The following is a 22,814-nucleotide window of genomic DNA, read 5'->3' as shown; positions in this document are numbered from 1 at the left end:
GCGCGGTGTCCCGGCGGCGGGACAGAGCGGTTGTGAACCCCTGGAAACCCATGTCAGGCGGCCTCCGGACGCGAGGTGCACGGGGAGGCAGCCGTGTGTGTCGCTGGTCCGGCCCTCACAAGCGCACAGGGCATGCGGAGAGCATCCGGGCGCCACCGGGGATGAGCTCGCGGTACTTCAACCTGCTGCGGCTCACAGTGATTTCCAAGCTGTCACGCTGGACCATCAGGTGATTGAGTGCTATCTCGCCTTCGAGATTGGCGAGCGATGCGCCGAAGCAGCGGTGCGGGCCTGCGCCGAAAGCGAGATGGCCTTCCCCGGGCTTCAACACGCGTTCCACATCGCACCGTTCGGGCTCGGAGAAAAGGCGCGGGTCGTTGTTGGCGGACAGCAGGGAGCCCGTCACGGCATCGCCCCTGCAGATCGAGACCCCCGCGAACTCGAAGTCCTCGGTTGCGTACCGCGGACCAGTGGCCGGAAGGGGGGTCGCGATCCGCATCAACTCCTCGACAGCGTGCGGCAAAGCCTCCGGCCTGGCACGCAGCAGAGCCAGCTGATCCGGATTGTCGAGGAGTGTGAGAACCGCGTTCGGGATGAAGTGGGCCGTGGAGTGGTATCCGGCGTTCACCAACACCGCCACCGTCGAGATTACCTCTGCTTCGTCGAGCCGGTCACCGTCCTCGTCCATCGTCTGCACCAGGGCGGAGACCAAGTCGTCTGCGGGCTCGGCCCGGCGTCGCTGAATGAGCTTCTTGAGGTAGTCGGACAGCTCCCGGATGCTCGTGCTGAAGTCGACGTCGGCGCTGGCGTACTCGTCCATCCACTTCCGTAATTGCGGCTGATCAGCCTCGTCGATGCCGATGAGTTCGCAGATGACGGCACCGGTCAAAGGTGTGGAGTAATCCCGGAGAAGGTCACCGGATCCCTTCTGAGCAAGCTCGTCGACAAGCCGCGCGGACGTCTCTTCAATGCGCGGCCTCAGTGCCTTGATACGCCGGCCGCTGAAGGCGGGTGCCGCGAGCCGGCGCAGCCGAGCGTGACTCTCACCGTCCTGAACCTGGAGGTTGGACCTGAAGTAACTCAGCATCTCCACCGGCAGATCGAGAGACGCGAGCGCTTCCTCCGCAATGCTGGGCCCTTGATGGCCCGGCACTTTGCTGACATCCGCCACGAACCGCGAGTCATTCAGCGCTGCCTTGATCTCTTCGCCTCGCGTGATCAGCCAGACCGGTGGCCCGCCGGGAAAACCAATGCGGACTAGTGGGGACATTCCCCGCAGGCGCGCAAGGGCGCCGACGGGGTCGTCCTCAAATTCAGGATCCAGCAGGCTAATGATCGGCTCAGCCATGATCGCCATCTCCTTTGCGTTCTTGTCGAACCCTCATGGAAACCTCGCTGATTTTAGCCTCGCATTCGGCAGGTGACAGATATGCGGTGGACTGGCAGCCAAGGGCGGATTCCGCCTCGATCAGATCCAGTACCTCCCGGGCGTGATCAACCAGATACATGTGATCGCCCGGCAGCTCCGCATAACTGAAATCACCCGTAGTCGCTTCCCGCCACTCCTGGGCCTGTTCCGCTCCGACCAGGCCATCGGAGTTGCCCCGAATCGAGCAGATCGGCACCGGAACCGGGTCGTCGGTGCTCGGAACGTAGTTCTCGTGCATTTCGCAGTCGGCCTGCAGCACAGGGAGAATCAGCTCACGCATCTCCGGGTGATCCAGAGCCTCGTGCCTGAACCCCGCGAACTCTTCGACCCGGGCGAGGAACTCCTCTTCCGGAAGCCCCGTCGCCCGCCTCTCCCGCTGTGTCCACGGCCCCGGCGAACCGCTGACGACCAGTCGCTCGACGCGCACCTCGCGCTTCGTCAGCAGATGCACCAGCTCATACGCGAGCACGGCGCCCAGGCTGTGCCCGAACAGCACAGTCCGTGCACCTTCGCCGAGATCCGCAACCACGTCGTCGACCGAGCTCTTCGCCGCTTCGACGACATTCCGGTGCGGCGTCTCCAGAAGCCGCCTCTCCCTGCCGGGCAGCTCGACCGGGACCACTCTCCACCGGCCGGCGGACAGTGCCCGCCACGGATGGAAGAACGAAGGTCCCGCTCCCGCGAACGGCACGCACAGCAGCGTGACCCGGCCCCGGTCTTCTGTGGACATGCCGGGTTCTGTCACCCCGACCAACCCCCGTCATCCCCTGGCCGTGCCCGCACTTCCCCCGTCATTGCGACAGTTTGCGTGCGATGACCTTCATGATCTGGCCCGCGGGTTTGGGCATGTGCAAGTCGTAGTGCGTGGCATCCACCCCGTACTCCTCGATGGAGCCGAGGACGTGCGGCTTCCAATGAACCGCGTACGACCCCCAGTCCTTGCCCAGCTTCGCGTCGAAATACAGCACATCGCCGCGGTAGACGGGCGCTTCGAACTCCCCCATCCTGCTCAGGTTGTTGGCTCCCACCCTCGACATGTCGTCCAGGAAGCTGGCCATTCGTTCGGTGTTCATGAACTGACCGAAGTAGTCCTCTATCTCCTCCCGGTAGACCGACGGCGACTTGTCGACGCCGTACTTGAACCCGCTCGCCGGCATGGAGTCCAGAAGCGCCACGAGGTCCACCTGGTGCCCCCGCCGGTCCAGGGCATCCGCGAGGGCGTGCGCGATCGGAGCGCCGAGGGACCAGCCGATCAGGTTGTACGGTCCCTCCGGCTGGATCTCCAGTATCTGGGTGAGGTAGTCGTCGACCATCTCTTGCACCGACGACGCCAGCGGGCCCGTGCCCCCGGAGCCGCGGGCCTGCAGGGCGTAGGCCGCCCGGTCCCGCACGAACGGCACGAAGGCGAAGTACGCCCAGCCGAGACCGCCGCCCCCGTGGACGAACCACACCGGTGGCTTTCCCGTTCCGGGATCCGTGTTCAGCGGCAGCACGACCGCGAACGAGTCGACGTGGTCGTCAGGGATGCCGCGAGCGAGCACCAGTGCCGCCAGCTCGACCACCGTGGGGAAACGGACCAGTGTTCGCACGGGCATGTCGACGCTGAATTGTTTGCGGATGCGGGCGCTGAGTCGAGTGGCGAGGAGGGAGTGCCCGCCGAGCGCAAAGAAGTCGTCGTCGATGCCGACTTTCTCCAGGCCGAGGAGTTCGCAGAACATGGAGCAGAGCTTCTCTTCTTGGGCGTTGCGCGGCTCTCTGCTGCTCACGGTGGTGGTGTGTTCCGCCGGGAGTGCCTGTCGGTCGAGTTTGCCGGCCGGGGTCAGGGGGAGTTCGGTGAGCGGCACGAGCGCGCTCGGAATCATGTAGTCCGGGAGGCGCTCACGCAGGTGGTCGGGCAGCCCGGCAAGCAGCGGACCGATCGAGGTGGCGAGTGCGGGGGCGTTCGCCCGGATCGTGCGCCCGGCTGTCCGGCCTGGAACGAACCCGCCGATGACGGTGTGCTGGGTGGTGTGCTGATCGGACAGCAGCACCGCGTCGAAGGTGTGGGCGGCGTCGCCCGACCAGGTGAGAACCGTGTCTTGGCCCCGCTGCCGGGCCCATTCGGCCAGGTCGTGTGGGTCGAGTGGCTCTCCGGAGGGCGCGGTGGCGTGCGGCGAACCCGCGGCGGTTGCCGCTTCGGCCTCCCCCACCAGGCGTGCGTTGGGTATACCGGTCACCCGCACGGGTCGGCCGCCCGCCCGGTCCACACAGCTGTCCAGGCCTGCCAGCTCTGACACCTCCCGACCCCACGGCACCGCCGGCACATCGGCCAGATCGAGTACGTCGGCCGGTTCTTTGTGCAGGACGACTTCGTAGCGGTGCCGGGTCAGCTCGTTGGCCTGCCCTGGCTTCAGCCTGATGTCGAGCCCGACGGGACGGTCCTGAGCCCACTCGGCGAACCATTCGGGGGCGACCACCAGTTCCCGCTCGGCGAGGAGAGCTTGCTCCACCAGAGCCTTCAGCTCCTCGTCGGAGGCGTGGGGCTGTGCCGTCCGCTGCACCGCGGTCTGCAGAAGCCGAAGTGTCGTCGCGTTGCGCACGTCACTGACGATCAGCCGGCCGCCGGGTGCGAGGAGGTCCAGGGCCTGGCTCAGGACCCCCTCGAGGTAGTCGATGCTCGGGAAGTACTGCACCACCGAGTTGAGTACCACGGTGTCGAACCCGCCGCGGGGCAGTCCGGAGGCGTCGTCGGCCGCCTGGACGCTCAGCCGGACCCGGTCGCCGTGGCCGGCCTGGGCGGCCTGCGCCCGGACCCGGTCGATGACTGTGGCGGAGATGTCGGTGGCCCAGTACTCCTCAACCGCGCCGACGATCTTCGCGAGCAACAGGCCGGAGCCCACGCCGATCTCCAGCACCCGCCGCGGCGTGAAGCGCAGCACCTGCGCCACCGCCTCGTCCCGCCACTGGTGCATCTGCTCCAGCGGAATGGGCTCACCGGTGTAGCTGGAGTTCCAGCCCCGGAAGTCCTCCCCCCACGCCTCATCGCCGGAATCGGCGTAGTTGTCCTCGTAGACGTCACGCCACTCATCGACCTGGCCCGCGGTATCGGTCACCGCGGCATCCGGATCGGGTACCACGTACGCGACCAGACGCTTGTCACCCCGTTCATCCTCACGGACCGCGAGAGCCGCCTCTGCCACACCGGGGTGCCCTGTCAGTACGTTCTCGATCTCGCCCAGCTCGATGCGGAATCCGCGCAGCTTGATCTGGAGGTCGGTGCGGCCGATGTATTCGAGCCGGCCGTCGGTGTCCCAGCGCACGAGGTCTCCGGTGCGGTACATCCGCGCACCGGGCTCACCGTAGGGGCAGGCGACGAACCGCTCCGCCGTCAAGCCGGTCTGGCCCAGGTAGCCCCTGGCGAGCCCGGCACCGGCCAGATACAGCTCACCGGTGACCCCGGCCGGGACCGGACACAGCGCATCGTCAAGCACATACACCTGGGTGTTCCAGATCGGCGTTCCGATCGGCACCCGGTCCGCACCCGGCGCATGCCGCCACGCCGTGACCTCAACCGCCGCCTCGGTGGGGCCGTAGAGGTTGTGCACGCCGCAGTCGGGCAGCAGGTTGGCGAACGTGTTGGCCAGCGCGGCCGGGAACGCCTCGCCCGCGACCTCGATCCAGCGCAGACTGGTGCACTTCTTCGCCGCGGGTTCGTCGACGAACGTCTCCAGCTGCGAGGGCACGAAGTCGGCACCGGTCACCCGCTCCCGCTGGATCAGCTCGGCGAGATACGCCGGATCCCGGCGCCCGTCCGAACGTGCGACCACGACCGCGGCCCCCACTTGCAGCGACGCGAAGAGCTCCGGCACGGACACGTCAAAGCTCGCCGTCGTGCTCAGCAGTATCCGGTCCTCGGGCGTCACATCGAAGTGCGACAGCCCCCACTCCAGACGGTTCATGATCGACCGATGCGACACCTGCACGCCCTTGGGGCCGCCGGTGGAACCAGAGGTGTGGATCACGTACGCGGCGTTGTCCGGGGAGAGCACGCGTTCGGGGTTCGTCTCCGGGTACCCCGACACCTCTGGAAGTGTCTCTTCGAGCACCAGCAGCGGCCCGGTGCTTTCCAGCAGTTGCCGCACCCGGTCCTCGGGCAGCTCGGTGTCCACCGGCGCGTAGACGGCACCCGCCTTGACCACCGCGTGGACCGCCACCAACAGGTCGACCGAGCGGGGGATCCGTACCGCGACGATGTGTTCCGGCCCCGCGCCCTGCTCGACCAGCCAGTGCGCCAGCCGGTTGGCACGCCGGTTCAACTCCCCATAGCTCAGCGTCTCCTGCTCACCGAGCACAGCGGCCCGCTCAGGATCACGCTCCACCTGCGCCTCGAACGCGGCCGGCAAGGTCACCTCAGCCACCGGATGCACCGTGTCATTGACCCGCCGCAGCAGCTGCTCCCGCTCCGGCTCCGACAACACGTCGATCGCACCGACCAACACCTGCGGATCCGCGACCACCTGCTCCAGCACACGCACGAACCGTGCGACGATCGCCTCGACCGTGCCGTGATCGAACAGTTGGGTGGCGTACATCAGGTCGCCCCACAGAGCCCCCGAGTCGTCCACGGCCATGCTGAGGAACAGGTCGAACATGGCGGTCGACACGTGGTACTGCTCGAACTCCACCTTCAGGTCGGGGAGTTCAAAGTCCTGCCTTGCCCAGTTCTGCCAGGCGAACATCACCTGAAACAGCGGCTGATACGCCGCGGAGCGGTCGGGATTGATCAACTCGACCAGCATCTCGAACGGCACATCCTGGTGCTCATAGGCTGCCAGGGCCTTGTCACGCACCTGGGTGAGCAGGTCGGCGAACGAAGGGGCACCGGAGAGGTCCACCCGCAGCACCTGAGTGTTCACGAAGAAGCCGACGAGATCCGCCATCGCTTCGTCGGTCCGCCCGGCGATCGGACCGCCGATCGGCACGTCCTCCCCACCGCCGAGCTTGCGCAGCAGCACCGCCAGCGCGGTCTGCAGAACCATCGGCATGGTCATCCCGCGCTCGTCGGCCAGCCTCTGCAGCCCGGCCGCCACCTCCGGTTGCACCACGACGCCGACCTTGTCGCCGTGCGGACGTTTCCTCTCCGCGGGCCGTGGACGGTCCAACGGCAGACTCAGCGGCTCCGGCACCCCGTCCAGCTCGGCACGCCAGTAGTCGGCCTGCTTGGCCGCCAGGCTGGCCGGGTCCGCCACGTCGCCGAGCAGCTCGCGCTGCCACAGCGTGTAGTCCTTGTACTGCACCGCCAACGGCTCCCAGTCCGGCGCACGGCCGTCCCTGCGGGCGGTGTAGGCGGCCGTCAGATCCCTCACCAGCGGTGCGGCCGAGGCGCCGTCCGAGGCGATGTGGTGGATGACCAGGACCAGAAGGTGTTCCTCGGGCGAGCAGCGGAACAAGGTCGCCCGCAACGGGATCTCGGTCGACAGGTCGAAGTGGTGCGAGATGACCTCATCAACCGCGCCGGACAGGTCCGCCGACGCGACTTCGACCACCGGCACCTCTACCAACGCCTCCGCCGTCGGCAGGATCCACTGGTGAGGCTCATCGTTGTCGTCCGTCACATATGTGGTGCGCAGGATCTCGTGCCGGTCGACCACGTCGCGGATCGCCGCCACGAGGGCAGCCTGGTCCAGCGGTCCGGTCAGCCGGAACGCCGGAGACATGTTGTAGCTCTCCGCCCCTCCCTCCAGTTGGCGCGTAAGCCACATACGGCGTTGTGCGAACGACAGGGGATACACGGGTTCACTCCTCTACGGTCATCTTGCGGAGGCCAGGGCGAAGGGGAACTGCCGATTCCTCGGACCACGCGGCGAGCGCGGACACTGTCGGCAGGTCGAAGATCTTGCGAATCGGTATCTCCAACCCCATCTCGACGCGGACGCGGCCGATCAGCCGCGTGGCGAGCAGGGAGTGCCCGCCGAGCGCGAAGAAACTGTCGTCGGCACCGACCCGGTCCACGCCGAGCACCTCGCCGAACAGCGTGGCCAGGCCCTCCTCGCGGGCGGTGCGGGGCGCCCGGAAGGGCGTGGCGGAGGTGAGGGCGGGGGCGGGCAGGGCCTTGTGGTCGAGCTTGCCGTTGGGGGACAGGGGCAGTCGGTCGAGCAGCACGAAGGCGGCAGGGACCATGTAATCGGGCAACCGATCGGCCAGGAAGTCTTGGAGTACGGCCGGGTCCGGGCCGGTCTCGCCCGGTGTGGGCGTGAGATAGGCGGTCAGGTAGCGGTTGCCGTCGAGCGCCCGGGGCACGACTGCGGCCTGAGCTACGTGGGGATGTGCAGTCAGAGCGGTCTCGACCTCGCCGGGTTCGACGCGGTAACCACGGATCTTGACCTGGGTGTCGATGCGGCCCAGGTGGTGCAGTTCACCGTCCGGGGAGAGGCGGGCGAGGTCGCCGGTGCGGTACATGCGGGTGCCGGGTGGCCCGTAGGGGTCGGGGACGAAGCGGTCGGCGGTCAGGGCGGGCTGGCCTTGGTAGCCGCGTCCGGCCCCGGCCAGATAGAGCTCGCCCGGGGTGTCCGGGGGCAGCAGGGTGAGGCTGGGGCCGAGGATGTAGGCGCGTACCCCCGGGAAGGGCCTGCCGATGGGCACATCGGTGTCGTACGGCTCGTCGGGGCGCAGCAGGTGGGCGGTGGCGTAGAAGGTCTCGCTGGGGCCATAGCTGTTGATGACGCGGGCGTCCGGCCAGAGCGTGCGCACCTGCTCCGCCAGGGCTGGGGTCAGCACTTCTCCGGAGATGTTCAGCGCGGTGGGTCGGATGCGGTCGCCGAGCTGGCCGACGAGTTCGGCGAAGGCAGACGGCACCGAGCAGATGACATCGACGTCCCAGGTGTCGCGTTCGGTCAGCTCCAGCACATCGCGCACGATCTCGACGCTGCCCCCCGTGGTGAGCGCGGAGAACAACTCGAAGGTGGCGACGTCGAAGCCGAACGAGGCGGCGAGGAGCACCCGCCGGCCGGACGCCATCCCGGCGTGCGCGACCATGGTGTCCACGGCGTTGACGACGGTGGCATGGCTGATACCCACGCCCTTGGGCACTCCGGTCGAGCCGGAGGTGTAGACGACGAAGGCGATGTTCCCCGGACCGGCCGCCGGCCGCGCCGCGGCTTCCGCGGCGGCGGGGATGTCCTGATCCGTGGTCAGGAGATCCTCGTCAAGGACGAGGACGGGGGTGTCGGTGGCGGGGACGAGTTCGCGGGTACCGGCGTCGGCCAGGACCAAGTGCGGACGGGCGCCGGGGAGGATGTGCGGGAGGCGGCTGCGGGCGTAGGCGGGGTCCACGGGCAGATAGGCTCCGCCCGCCTTGAGCACGCCCAGGAGAGCCACGACCATGGCCGCAGTACGCGGCAGGACCAAGCCCACCACGGTCTCCGGGCCCACTCCGCGCCCGGCCAGCTCGGCCGCGAGCCGCTCGGCGCGGGCGTCCACCTCGGCGTACGTGAGCGACTCGTCCCCGGCGACCACGGCGACCGCGTCCGGGGTTCGCGCCGCCTGTGCCTCGACGCGCGCGATGAGGGTGGCGTCCGGGGCCGGGGCGGCCGGGTGGTCGAACTCCGCCAGCAGCCAGTCGCGTTCGGCCGGCTCCAGGACATCGAGCTGCGCGACCTTCAGTTCGAGGCCGGCCGCCATCTGCCTCAGGATGCGGACGAGGCGGGCCGCGTACTTCTGCGCCGTGTCACAGTCGAAGACACCCGTGTCGTACTGCATGATCAGCTGAAGGTGCGGGTCGGGCGCCCCTATCAAGCACAGTGGGTAGTGGTTGCCCGCGGACGGGTCGAAGCCCGTGAAGGTGAGCCCGTCCGCGGCTTCACTGGCGGCACTGAGGCCCTCCCGGTCGGTGGGGAAAGACTCGAAGACGACCAGCGTGTCGAAGAGGGACTGCATGCCGGCGGCCTGCTGGATCTCTGCGAGCCCGTAATAGTGGTGCTCCGAGAGGGCCGCCTGCCGGCTCTGCAGCCGGGTGACGACCTCGGCGAGCGTGTCGGCCGGTGTGTGCCTGACGCGTACAGGAACGGTGTTGATGAACATCCCGACCATGGACTCGACGCCCTCTACCGCGGCCGGGCGCCCGGACACGGTGGCACCGAACACCACGTCCTGACGGCCGGTGAGCTGACCGAGCAGCAGCGCCCAGGCGCCCTGGATCAGGCTGTTGACGGTGATGCCCGATTCAGATGCCCGGCGGCTCAGTTCGCGCGCCTCATCGAGCGTGAGCGGGATGTCGACCTGGCCGCGACCGTCGCCGTCCGCGACCGCGGAACCGGGGGCGAGCAGGGTCGGCCCGTCGAGCCCTTCGAGTTCGGCCGCCCACTCCCGTGCCGCCTCGTCCTGGTCCTGCCGGACCAGCCAGGCCAGGAAGTCGCCGTAGTCACTGGTCCCGGGCAAACCGGCCGGATCACCGTCGAAGGCATAGAGCAGCAACAGGTCCCGCAACAACAAGGGCGCGGACCAGCCGTCGAACAGTACGTGGTGGGCGGTGAGAACCAGTTCGGGCCGGTCAGGCTCAAGGACAGCGAGTGCCAGCCGGAACAGCGGCGGATCGCCCACGTCGAAGCGGGTGGCCCGGTCCTGTGCGAGGAACCGCTCGAACGTCGCGCCGCGCTCCGCCTCGTCGACGGCGGTCAGGTCGAGGTACTGCCACGGCAATGACGCCTCCTCCGGCACCACCTGCACGATGTCGCCGTCAGCCCGGTCGACGAACGCCGTGCGGAGTGCGGCGTAGCGCCCCAGCAGCGCCTGCCCGGCCCGGCGCATCCGCTCCGGGTCGACCTCGCTGGACAGGCGGAACACCAACTGCCCTTGGTACGGGTCGAACGATGCGTCAGCCAGCATCGTGTGGAAGAGGAACCCGGACTGTGCCGGGGTCGTCGGCCACACCTCGGCCAGCTTGCCGAAGCGGTCCTCCCAGGTGTCGATCTCCTCCTGACGTACCGGGACCAGTGGTGCGTCGCTGGGGGTCAGACCTCCCGCGTCGGAGGTGGCGGCGTGCCGGGCCAGGGCGGTCAGTGCCTGGACCCACAGCCCGGCCAGCTCGCTCACCTCGTCCCGGGACAGCACTCCGGTGGGGAAGCTGAAGTAGGCGGTCAGCTCGTCTCCGCCGGGAGTGGCCAGGGCCGCGGCGTTGATCTCCAGCGCCGACAGCACCGGCATGTCCTCGTCGGGCGCGGCGATCAGGTCCTGGTATGCGGTGTCCGGGGCCCAGCCCAGGCCGCGCAGGTCCTCGGGAACAATCCCGCCGGATGACCTGCCGAGGTAGTTGAATCCGATCTGCGGCTCCCGCTCCTTCCCCAGAACGGCGGCTGTCTCGCGGTTGAAGTGGCGCAGCAGGCCATAGCCCATGCCGTTGTCCGGCACCGCCCACAGCTGCTCCTTGACCGTCTTGACCGCCCTCCCGGCCGCCGGACCGCCGGCGAACGCCTCCGCCACATCGACGCCGGCCATGTCCAGGCATACCGGGTACATCGCTGTGAACCATCCGACCGTGCCCGACAGATCCGCGCCGGGCACCACCTGCTCTTCCCGGCCGTGTCCTTCCAGCCGGACCAACGCCGAGGATCCGGCCACGCCCCGACTCCGGCGCCAGCGCGCCATGGCCAGGGCAAGCCCGGCCAGCAGAGCGTGGTCGACATTGCCGCGGAAGACTGCGGGCACCGTGTTCAGCAACACTTCGGTTACGTCGGACGACAACTGGATGCGGACGGTGTCCACGGTCGCCGTGACATCCCGCGTGCGGTCCAGCTCCCGCGCGCCCAGCACCGGCTCGTCTCCGGCCAGGATCCGCTGCCACACCGGCAGTTCCGCCACCCGCCCCGGGGTGGCCGCCTCGTCGGCCAGGGCATGCGCCCACCGCCGCACCGAGGTACCCGTCCCTTCCAGCGCCGGAGTCCGGCCGTCGCGGGCCCGCTGCCAGGCCGAGACCAGGTCCGGAACCAGGATCCGCCACGACACTCCGTCGACGACCAGATGGTGCAGCACGACCAACAACCGGTCCGCGCCCGTGTCGGAGGTGAACCGGACGAACTGCGCCATGACGCCCGCGTCCGGGTCAAGGCGGTCCGCGGCCGCGTCCAGCTCCGCGTTCACATCGGCGCCGCGGTAGTCGACTTCCCGCATCAGCGCACCGGCGTCCACACTGCCGGCCGGCCCCATCCGCAGCCCGGGCAGCTCCCGGTCGAGCCGGGAGCGCAGCACGTCGTGCCGATCCAGCACCGCCTGCAACGTGGCGGCCAGCTCGGCACTGTCGATGTCCGCGGGCAGGGTCAGCATCGCGGACATGCACAACCGGCCGATGCCACCGCCCAGCGCGAGCACGTGCGCCGCCGTCGGCAGCAGCGGAGCCCACCCAACGCCGCCACCGGGCAGCTCGGCCAGGGTCAGGCGTTTCTCGTTCTCCCGTCCCCCGACCAGCTGCGCCAGCCGGGCGACCGTACGGTGCTCGAAGATCTCACGCGTGCTGATGGCGACACCGCGTGCCTTGGCACGTGCGACGACCTGAAGGGAGCGAATGCTGTCCCCGCCGACCGCGAAGAAGTCATCGTCGACACCGACCTGCGGGGCGTCGAGAACGCCGGCGTACACCTCGGCCAGAACCCGCTCATCGTCGCTGCGCGGCGCCCGGTACTCGGCACCGGCGAACTCCGGTTCGGGCAGAGCGTCCTGGTCCAGTTTTCCTGTCGTGGTCCACGGCAGTCGGTCCAGCATGATGAGCACGGCGGGCACCATGTAGTCCGGCAGCCGCCCGGCCAGGAACCGCCGCAGATCCGCCGTGGAAGCATGGGCCTGCAGGATGTCGACATCGCCGCCTCCGGCAGCGCCCGCAAGCACCACATAGCCGACGAGGCGCGTGGTGCCGGTGTGGTCCTTGCGTGCCGTGACCACCGCCTGCCTGACCGCGGGATGCTGGGCGAGGACCATTTCGATCTCGGTCGGCTCGACGCGGATGCCGTTCACCTTGACCTGGGAGTCGGCTCTCCCCACGATCTTCAGCTGACCGTTCTTGTCCCACAGAGCCAGGTCACCGGTCCGGTACATCCGTTCCCCGGCAGGCCCGAAGGGGCAGGCGACGAACCGTTCGGCCGTCGCCCCGCCACTGTGCTGGTAGCCCCGGGCGATCAGGCCGGCCGCATACAGCTCCCCGGTCACGCCGGGCGGTACCGGAGTGAGTTCTGGTCCCAGGATGTAGGCGCCCATATTGGCGACTGGTCTTCCGACCGGTATCACGCCTGTTTCCGTCGACTGCGGCGGGATCTCGAAGGTGGAGAAGTAGAAGCTTTCTGTCTGTCCGTAGCCGTGCACGACTCGGACCTCTGGGAAGGCCTGATGAACCCTGTGGACCAGCTCGGCCGTGAGCGGTTCACCACCGAAGATCACGGTGTGGAAGTCGAGCTCGACGGAGCCTGGGTCCTTGGTCACGGTGTCGAGCAGCGCTGCGAACACCCTCGGCACCACGTTGACGGTGGTGCCCGACCAGCTGTCGCGTTCGGCGAGTTCGAGTACGTCACGGACGACCTCGACGCTCGCTCCGGCGGCGAGGGCGGCGAAGATCTCGAACACGGAGACGTCGAAGCTCACCGAGGTCGCGCCGAGCATGCGGGATCCCGGCTCCATCCGCGCTGTGCTCCGGACCTGCCGCACAGCGTTGCTCACGGTGGCATGGGTGAGGCAGACGCCCTTGGGCTTGCCCGTGGAGCCGGAGGTGTACATCACATACGCCAGATTGTCCGGCCTGATCCGCACGTTCGAGCCTGCGACCACGGGACCGTCGGGGTCGTCGACGTTCAGGTCAGCCAAGTGGAGCACCGGCACTTGACACTCGGGCAGCACCGCCGACGTCTCCCCGTCGGTCAGCACCAGGGCGGGCTCGGCGGTATTGAGCAGGAGGTCCATGCGCGCGGCTGGATACTCTGGATCGATCGGCAGGTAGGCACCGCCGGCCTTGAGCACACCCAGCAGCGCGACCACCAGGTCCGCCGTGCGCTGCAACGCCACGGCCACCACCACATCCGGCCCCACCCCGCGTTCACGCAACAGCGTGGCCAGCCGGGCGGCGCGGACGTTCAACTCCCCATACGACAACTCCGTCTGCCCGGCCACCACCGCTGTCGCGTTCGGTGTCCGCATCGCCTGGGCGGTGACGAGTTCCGGTACCGTCGCTCCCCGCACCGGCTCCGCTGTCTCGTTCACGCTCGTCAGCAGGTCCCGTTCGTCTTCGGCGAGCAGGTCCACCTCACCGACCCGGACCCTGTGGTCGGCGATCACCTGCCGCAGCACGCGCACGTAGCGGTCGACGAAACTCTCCGCCGTGGAGTGGTCGAACAGCTCCGTCGCATACTCCAGCCGTCCGTACGCACGCCCGGACGCGTGCGGGATGATGTTGAAGAACAGGTCGAACTTCGCGGTATCGGTGCCCACGGGGACGGGCGTGACCAGCAGCCCGGGCATCTCGATCTCCTGCCACATGAACTGCCAGGCCAGCATCACCTGGAACAGGGGTGAGTACGAGATGGAGTGGTCCGGGTTGAGCAGTCCTGCCAGGCGCTCGAACGGCAGGTCCTGGTTGTCGTACGCACCGAGGGCCCTGTCCCGCACCTGATCGACGAGATCGCCGAACGACGGGTTCTTCGACACGTCGACGCGCAGCACCCAGGTGTTGACGAAGAACCCGACCAAGTCGTCGAGTTGCTCGTCGGCGCGCCCCTCGATCGGGCTGCCGATGGTCAGGTCGTCGCCGGCTCCGAGGTGATGCAACAGCACCGCGAGCGCGGCCTGCGCGACCATCGGCGCGGTGGCACCGCGTTCCGCGGCGAGTTTTCCCAGCCCGGCGAGCAGTTTGGGTTCCAGCTCGAATGAGACATGGCCGCCGCGGTGGTCGGCGGTCGTCGGCCGCGGCCGGTCCAGGGGCAGCTGCACCGGTTGCGGCACCCCGGCCAGTTCCTTCCGCCAGTAATCCAGTTGCCCGGCCGCGACGCTGTCGGAATCCGCTTCGTCGCCCAGCAGCTGCCGTTGCCACAGCGTGTAGTCCCTGTACTGCACCGGAAGCGGTGTCCAGTCCGGCGCGTTCCCCTGACGGCGGGCCGAGTACGCCGACACCAGGTCGCGGAGGAACGGCGCCAGCGATGCCCCGTCCGCGGCGATGTGATGGAACACGAACACCAGCACGTGCTCTTGCGGAGCGACCCGGAATACGGTCGTCCGCAAAGGAAGTTCGGCTTCCAGGTCGAACGGCTCGCTCGCTGCCTCGTCTATCGCGGCGTCCACCACGTCCGCCGCCGTGTCGACCACCCGGAACCTGAAGTCGGCCTCCTCCGGCGACAGGACCAGCTGCTCTGACGTGCCCTCCGCGTCCTCCACGATCAAGGTGCGCAGACTCTCGTGCCGGGTGGTGACGTCCCGCACCGCTGCACCCAGGGCCTCGGTGTCCAGAGCCCCCTCCAGGCGCAGCACGAACGGGCCATTGTAAGTGGCGGTCGGGCCTTCCAGCCGGTGGAGGAACCACAGCCGGCTCTGGGCAAAGGACAACGGGATCATCGACGCTTCTCCTCAAGGGTCATCCGGCGCAGCTGGGGGCGGTTCGACGTAGCCAGTTCCTCAAGCTGAACCGCCAACTTGGCGACGGTCGGATTGGCAAAGACCGTCGTGACTTTCACGTCGACGTGGAGCTCGTTGCGTATGCGGCCGATCAGCCGCGTGGCCAGCAGCGAATGGCCCCCGAGCTCGAAGAAGTTGGCATCGATGCCGACCTCTTCGACACCGAGCAGCCCGGCGAAGAGCCGGCAGAGAACCTTCTCCTTGCCATTGCGCGGCCCTCGTCCGGCCGCGACCTCGGTGTAGTCGGGAGCGGGGAGCGCACCTCTGTGGAGCTTCCCGCTCGATGTCGTGGGGAGCGTGGCCATCGGCACGATCACCGAGGGGACCATGTACTCCGGCAACCGCTCCCGGAGCAGGTCCACCAAGGCCACGACATCCAGCCCGGCCGGGTCCGCCTCACCGCTCGGCACCACATACGCGACCAGTCGCTGGTCATCTGCGCGGTCCTCCCGCAGCACGACCGCCACCTGTGCCACACCGGGGTGCCCTGTCAGCACGTTCTCGATCTCGCCCAGCTCGATGCGGAATCCGCGCAGCTTGACCTGGAAGTCAGTCCGGCCGATGTATTCGAGCCGGCCGTCGGTGTCCCAGCGCACGAGGTCTCCGGTGCGGTACATCCGCGCACCGGGCTCACCGTAGGGGCAGGCGACGAACCGCTCCGCCGTCAAGCCGGTCTGCCCCAGATAGCCCCTGGCGAGCCCGGCACCGGCCAGATACAGCTCACCGGTGACCCCGGCCGGGACCGGACACAGCGCATCGTCAAGCACATACACCTGGTTGTTCCAGATCGGCGTTCCGATCGGCACCCGGTCCGCACCCGGCACGTACTGGTGTGCGGTGACCTGGACGGTCGCCTCGGTCGGCCCGTAGAGGTTGTACACACGGAGGCCGGGGAGCAGGTCGGCGGCCTTCCGGGCCAGCGCGGCCGGGAACGGCTCGGCCCCTACCTCGATCCAGCGCAGGCTGGTGCACTTCTTCGCCGCGGGCTCGGGGAGGAACGCAGCCAGCAGCGAGGACACAAGGCCCGCACCGGTCACCCGCTCCCGCTGGATCAGCTCGGCGAGATACGCCGGATCCCGCTGCCCGTCCGGGCGTGCGACGACGACGGAGGCGCCGACCTGCAAGGGGGCGAAAATGTCCGGCACCGACGCGTCGAAACTCGCCGATGTGCCGAACAGCATCCGGTCCTCGGCACCGATGCCGAAATGCGACCGACCCCACTCCAGACGGTTCATGATCGACCGATGCGACACCTGCACGCCCTTGGGGCCGCCGGTGGAACCAGAGGTGTGGATCACGTACGCGGCGTTGTCCGGCGACAACTCCCGCTCCGGGTTCGTCTCCGCGTATCCGGACACCTCCGGAAGCGCATCGAGTACCAGCAGTGGCTCGGCGCTTTCCAGCAGTTGCCGCACCCGGTCCTCGGGCAGCTCGGTGTCCACCGGCGCGTAGACGGCACCCGCCTTGACCACCGCGTAAGCCGCCACTATCAGCTCGACCGAGCGGGGGATCCGTACCGCGACGATGTGTTCCGGCCCCGCGCCCTGCTCGACCAGCCAGTGCGCCAGCCGGTTGGCACGCCGGTTCAACTCCCCATAGCTCAGCGTCTCCTGCTCACCGAGCACAGCGGTCCGCTCAGGATCACGCTCCACCTGCGCCTCGAACGCGGCCGGCAAGGTCACCTCAGCCACCGGATGCACCGTGTCATTGACCCGCCGCAGCAGCTGCTCCCGCTCCGGCTCCGACAACACGTCGATCGCACCGACCAACACCTGCGGATCCGCGACCACTTGATCCAGCACCCGGACCAGCCGTGCGGCGATCCTCTCGGCCTCGTCGTGGCCGTAGAGGCTCTTCTGATAGTCGAGGGCCAGCCGCATGTAGGGGGCGGCGGCGGCGAGGCCGAGCGCGTAGTGCGAGCCCGCGATCGGCCGAATGCTGTCGATCGTGAGCCCCGCCGAGGCGTTCGCGTCGATGATGCCCTCACGGTCGATCGGGTAGTTCTCGAACCCGACGAAGGTGTCGAACAGGGCAGGCAGTCCGGTGCCGCGCTGGATGTCGGCCAGCCCGTAGTAGTGGTGGTCGAGCAGCGCCGTCTGCCGGTCCTGCAGCTCGGTGAGGACAACGCCCACGCTGCGCTCCGGCTCGCAGAACACTCTGATCGGCAGGGTGTTGATGAACAGGCCGACCATCTCCTCCGAGCCTGGGAGATCCGCCGGGCGGCCGTTGACAAAGGCGCCGAACACCACGTCCTGCTGTCCGGTCAGCTTGGAGAGCAGAATCGCCCACGCGCCCTGCAGGAGCGTGTTCAGCGTGACTCCGAGTTCCGCGGCGCGCTGGGCGAGTTCACGCCCCTGGTGGATCGACAACGGCACCTCGACCTTCCCGAGGGCGGACGCCGTGTCCTGGAAGGTGACGTTCGGGGCCACGAGGGTCGGCTGGTCGAAGCCGGTGAGCTCGGCCCGCCACCGGGCGGCCGTCGCCTCACGGTCCCGGGTGGAGAGCCAGGCGAGGTAGTCGCCGTAGCTGCGGACGGGAGCGAGTTCGCCTGTCCCGGAGTACAGCCGGATCAGATCCCTGAACACCAACGGCGATGACCAGCCGTCGAACACGGTGTGATGCGCCGTGATGACGAGTTTCGCCTGCTGCGGACCGTAGGTGCACAGACCGAGGCGGATCAGCGGTGGCCGGGCGGGGTCGATTGGATCGGCCCGGTCGTCGGCGAGATATGCGTCGAGTGCCGCGTCCCGTTCGGTTTGGCTGCGTCGAGTCAGGTCGATGTGCTGCCAGGGGAGGGTGACGTGTTCGGGTATGACCTGTACGGGGTCGCCCGCGGTTGTGGTGAGGAAGGCGGCGCGTAGGTTGGGGTAGCGGTCGAGGAGTGCCTGCCCTGCCGCCCGCATACGTTCGGGGTCTACGGAGCCGGACAGGTGCAGCACGAATTGCATGTGGTAGACGTCGAACGAGCCCTCGGCGAGCGCGGCCTGGAACTGGATGCCGGACTGTCCCGGGGCCTGCGGCCATATCCCGGTCAGCCGGCCGTAGCGTGTCTCCCATCCCTCGATCTCGTCCTGCCGTACCGGAACCAGTGGGGCGTCCGAGGGTGTGAGCCCTCCGGCGTCCGGGCAGGCGGCGTGGGCGGCCATGCCGTGCAGCACCTCGACCCACAGTTCGGCGAGTTCGGCGGTCCGCTCGCGGGACAGCACCCCGGTGGGGAACATGAAGGCCGCTTGGAGCTGGGTGCCGTCGGCGGTGTCCGTGGCGACCGAGCCGACCTCAAGCGAGGACAGAGCGGGCATGTCCGGGTCGGGCGCCGGCACCAGCTCTCTGGACCAGGATGCCGGGCCCCACCCGTCCCCGCGCAGCTCTTGGGGGATGTCCGTGTCGGAGATGCGGCCGAGGTAGTTGAAGCCGATCTGCGGTGCCGGGTGGCCGGTGAGCTGCGGGGCGGTCTGCGCGTTGAGGTAGCGCAGCAGTCCGTAGCCCACGCCGTCGTCCGGGATGCTGCGGAGCTGTTCCTTGACCAGCTTGATCGCTTTGCCGACCGTGGGGCCGCCGTCCAGCACGTCGGCCAGGTCCACCCCGCGCACGTCGATCCGGGCCGGGTACATGCTGGTGAACCACCCGAGGGTGCGGGAGAGATCGGCACCAGGGGCGATGTCCTCCTCGCGGCCGTGCCCCTCCAGCCGGACCAGGGTCGAGCCGTCCGCACCGCGCCACCGGTTCACGGCCAGGGCAAGCGCGGCGAGCAGGACGTCGGTGCCGGTGCCGTTGAAGGCCGCGGGAAGGCGGGTGAGCACCGCCTCGGTGACCTCGGTCGGCAGGGTCACGTGCACGGTGTCGAGCGTGGACATCATGTCCACCGCCGGGTCGAACGCCCTGGTGCCCAGCGGGGGGTTCGACGCGGCCAGCACATTCCGCCAGTACGCCAGCTCCTCCTCCCGCCCGGGGCGGACTGCCTCGGCCTGCAGCGCGGCGGTCCAGCGGCGGGCCGACGTCCCGACCGCCGGCAGCTCGGGCGTGCGGCCTGAGCAGACCTGCCGCCACGCCTCGGCGCAGTCGGACATCAGAATGCGCCAGGAGACGCCGTCCACCACCAGGTGGTGCAGCACCACCAGCAGCCGGCCCGCGCCCGAGGGCGCGGCGAACCAGACGAAATCCGCCATCTTCCCGGCTTCCGGGTCCAGCCGCCCGACCGCGTCGTCCAGCGCCGCCTTCGCCGCCGCCAGGGAGGACGGCTCGTCCCACCGGCCGTCGCATTCGACCCGGCGGATCAGGTCGGATGCCCGCACAGAACCCACCGGGTGGACGAGCAGATGAGTCTCCTGGCCGCGCATCAACTGCGCGCGCAGCAGGTCGTGCCGCCCGAGGACGGCGTCCAGCGTCGAGGCAAGACCGTCCGCGTCCATACCCGCGGGCAGCTCCAGCGCCATCGCCATGGCGAACCGGTCGATGCCGCCGCCGTGCTCGAACACCTGCCGGGCCACCGGGGGCAGCATCATCGGGCCGATGCCTCTGCTCTCGTCCTCCGTGAGCGCGGGCACCGCGTTCTCGCGGGCGTGGGCCACCTCGGCCAGCCGGGCCGCTGTGCGGCACTCGAAGATCTCCCGCGTCGTGAGGTGCAGGCCCCGGGCCCTGGCTCGTGCCACTACCTGGATCGAGCGAAGGCTGTCCCCGCCCGCCGTGAAGAAATCGTCGTCCACGCCGACCCGCTCCACACCGAGCACGTCCGCGTATGCCGCGGTGATGACCGCCTCGGCCTCAGTACGCGGCTCCCGGTAGGTCTCCCCCACGAACTCCGGTTCGGGCAGCGCCGAACGGTCCAGCTTGCCCGTCGGCCCCAGCGGCAGTCGGCCGAGAGCCACAAAGGCCGACGGCACCATGTAGTCGGGCAGCCGCGCCCCGACGAACGTGCGCAACTCAGCAGCCGAAACACCGGCCTGAAGGTCCACATCAGGGATCCCGCCCGCGCCGTCGGCCGGGCCGGTTTCCCCGTGGATATGCACCACGTAGGCGACGAGTCGGCTGCCGCCCGCGGGTACCTCCCGGCTGACGACAGCCGCCTCAATGATTCCGGGGTGCTGCGTGATCGCCGCTTCGACCTCAGCGGTCTCGATACGGAAGCCGCGCACCTTCACCTGGCCATCAGCCCGGCCGACACACTCCAGCCGGCCCTGCGCGGTCCAGCGGGCCAGGTCACCGGTGCGATACATCCGCTCACCCGCGGGGCCGAACGGGTCAGCCACATACCGCTCCGCGGTCAAGCCCGGCCGGCCGTGGTAACCCCGGCCCAGGCATGTCCCGGCCACATACAGCTCACCGATCACGCCCTGCGGCACCGGAGCGAGCCCCGGGCCCAGCACGTAGGCGCGCATGTTCCCCAACGGGCTGCCGATCGGCGCGACCTCGCCATCCGCCCACTCCTCGGACGCCGCCAGGGAGAACGCGCTGACGTAGAAGCTTTCACTCTGTCCGTAGCAGTTCACGACCTGCGCCCCGGGCAGAGCCTCGCGTACCTGCCGCACCAGCCGGGCCGGAAGCACCTCACCCGCGAGGACCACCGCACGCACACCGGCCGCATCCCCCAGCTGACCCACCACTTCCCCGAGCACCGAGGGCACCGCACTGATCACATGGCCGCCCCAGCCACCCCGCTCACCCAACACCAGCGCGTCCGGCACCATCTCGGCCGCACCACCACTCGACAGGGCGGTCAGCAGCTCGAAGACCGACACATCGAAGTTCACCGAGGTACCGGCCAGCATCTTCCACCCCGCGGACGCGTCCAGCACACGCGCCAGCTCCCGCACCCCGTTGACGACATTGCGGTGGGTGATCGCCGCGCCTTTCGGCATCCCAGTCGAACCCGAGGTGTACATCACGTACGCCAAATTGTCCGGACTCAACGGTGCGCTCCGGGCAGCGTCGTCCGGAGCTCCGTCGGACGGCTCCCATTCCCCGCGGCGGTCGAGGTCGACGGTCTGGATGCCGTTGCGGGGCAGGCCTTGCCACACTGCGGTGTCCGTCACCGCGAATCGCGGCGCCGCCTCGGACAGCACATCCTTCGCTCGTCCGCCGAGGTACCGCGGATCCATCGGCAGGTACCCGGCACCCGACTTGAGGATCCCCAGCAGACCGACCACCAGCTCCTCCGTCCGCGGCAGCGCAAGCACCACCACGTCCTCAGGACCCGCGCCCCGCCGGATCAGCTCCCACGCGACACCATTCGCCCGGTCATCCAACTCCCGGTACGTCAGCGTCCGCTCCTCGCACACCACCGCCACCGCATCAGGTGTCCGGGCCACCTGGTCCTCGAACAGCTCCGGCACCGTCTGCTCGCGCACCGCCACAGCCGTATCGTTGAACCGGACGAGCAACCGGTCCCGCTCGGCCGCATCGAGCACATCGACCCCGCCGACCCTGCACTCCGAATCCGCCACAAGCCGGCCCAGCACACGCACGAAGCGCCGCGCCAGCCCTTCGACCGTGCCCTTGTCGAACAGATCAGTGGCGTACTCCACCCGGCACTCCGCCCCGCCGGAGGCGTTCGGGACCAGGTCAAAGAACAGATCGAACTTCGCCGTTCCGGTCTCAACCCTCTCGAGCTGGACGTCAAGGCCAGGCAGTGTCAGAGCCGGTACGGGCGGCTGCCACGAAAGCATCACCTGGAAGAACGGGTGATACGCGGTGGACCGACCTGGGTTGAGCAGCTCCACAAGCCGCTCGAACGGCACGTCCTTGTTGTCGTACGCAGCAATGGACCGGTCCCGCACCCGCTGGAGCAGCTTCCGGAAGGTCGGATTCCGCGACAGGTCGACGCGCAGCACCCAGGTATTGACGAAGAACCCGACGAGGTCCCGCAGCCCCTCATCGGTACGGCTGGCGATCGGTGCGCCGATGGGCACGTCATCACCGCAACCGAGGTGATGCATCAGAACAGCCAGCGCGGAATGCATGACCATCGAGACCGTGACGTCCGCTTGCGCGGCCAGCTTCTCCGCGGATCGGAGCAGGCCGGAGTCGATCGAGAAGCTGACCAGATCGCCGCGGCGGCTCAGCTCGCTCGGGCGCGGGCGGTCGGTGGGGATCGCCAGCGGCTGGGCGAGATCGGCCAGGGTCTGCCGCCAGTACGCCAACTGACTGGCTGCCAGGCTGTCCGGGGCGGACTCGTCACCGAGCACGTCCCGCTGCCACAGCGTGTAGTCCGCGTACTGCACCGGGAGCGGCTCCCACCCCGGCGCCCTTCCCTGCGCACGGGCCCCGTAGGCCGTGGCAAGATCGCGGAACAGCGGCCCGAAGGACTCCCCGTCCATGGCGATGTGATGTACCACCAGCACCAGGGTGTGCTCACGCAGTCGCCCACAGCGCACCAAGCGGGCGCGGATCGGCACGTCAGTGGCCAGGTCGAAGGGCCCGGTCGCCACCTCGGCGACCGTCGCGGCCCGCTCCTCCTGCGCGACCTCGACGACCGGCAGGTCGAACGGCCGCTGCCCGGATGACAGCACCCGCTGGTACGGGACGCCGTCGTCGTCCTCGACGATCACCGTGCGGAGCACCTCGTGCCGTTCGATGACATCGCGGAGTGCCGACTGGAGCGCGTCCACCCTCAACTCACCGGTCAGCCGCAGAGCGAAGGCAGCGTTGTAGGTCGCCGACTGGCCTTCGAACCGGTCCACGAACCACAGCCGACGCTGCGCGAACGACAACGGGATCATCGCATCTCCAAATCAGCGGAACTACCAGCGAGCAATCGGGGCAGGCGGGAGCG

5 protein-coding genes are annotated in these 22,814 nt (G+C 68.9%); all 5 read right to left on the bottom strand.

Annotation, left to right across the window (positions count from 1 at the left end; all coding sequences use genetic code 11):
* Positions 1–115: 115 nt before the first annotated feature.
* Positions 116–1,348 (bottom strand): cytochrome P450, encoded by a 1,233-nt coding sequence (locus ABZ833_RS40525; RefSeq protein ID WP_361058108.1) that lies wholly within the window; start codon positions 1,346–1,348, stop codon positions 116–118.
* On the bottom strand, positions 1,341–2,159 hold the full coding sequence (locus ABZ833_RS40520) for an alpha/beta fold hydrolase (RefSeq protein WP_361058106.1): 819 nt from the start codon (positions 2,157–2,159) through the stop codon (positions 1,341–1,343). The genes ABZ833_RS40525 and ABZ833_RS40520 overlap by 8 nt, the downstream gene beginning before the upstream one ends.
* Before the next feature lie 61 nt (positions 2,160–2,220).
* The gene (locus tag ABZ833_RS40515; RefSeq protein WP_361058104.1) at positions 2,221–7,200 is read right to left on the bottom strand and encodes an amino acid adenylation domain-containing protein; all 4,980 of its coding nucleotides are present in this window, start codon (positions 7,198–7,200) and stop codon (positions 2,221–2,223) included.
* 4 nt (positions 7,201–7,204) lie between these two features.
* Entirely contained in the window at positions 7,205–14,986 is a 7,782-nt protein-coding gene (locus tag ABZ833_RS40510; RefSeq protein ID WP_361058103.1) for an amino acid adenylation domain-containing protein, read from the bottom strand.
* Positions 14,983–22,761: an amino acid adenylation domain-containing protein gene (locus tag ABZ833_RS40505; protein ID WP_361058101.1), complete on the bottom strand. Its 7,779-nt coding sequence runs from the start codon at positions 22,759–22,761 to the stop codon at positions 14,983–14,985. Before ABZ833_RS40505 ends, ABZ833_RS40510 begins: the two co-directional genes overlap by 4 nt.
* Positions 22,762–22,814 lie beyond the last annotated feature (53 nt).

It is taken from the genome of Streptomyces sp. NPDC047525, from assembly GCF_040643025.1.
Taxonomy (GTDB): Bacteria; Actinomycetota; Actinomycetes; order Streptomycetales; family Streptomycetaceae; genus Streptomyces; species Streptomyces durmitorensis.
This window is presented reverse-complemented; position numbering and strand designations above follow the sequence as displayed.

Bases quoted from the DNA above. Each gene is read 5' to 3' on its own strand.
- ABZ833_RS40520 (WP_361058106.1), bottom strand. From the start codon at position 2,159: ATGTCCACAGAAGACCGGGGCCGGGTCACGCTGCTGTGCGTGCCGTTC.
- ABZ833_RS40510 (WP_361058103.1), bottom strand. From the start codon at position 14,986: ATGATCCCGTTGTCCTTTGCCCAGAGCCGGCTGTGGTTCCTCCACCGG.
- ABZ833_RS40525 (WP_361058108.1), bottom strand. From the start codon at position 1,348: ATGGCTGAGCCGATCATTAGCCTGCTGGATCCTGAATTTGAGGACGAC.
- ABZ833_RS40505 (WP_361058101.1), bottom strand. From the start codon at position 22,761: ATGATCCCGTTGTCGTTCGCGCAGCGTCGGCTGTGGTTCGTGGACCGG.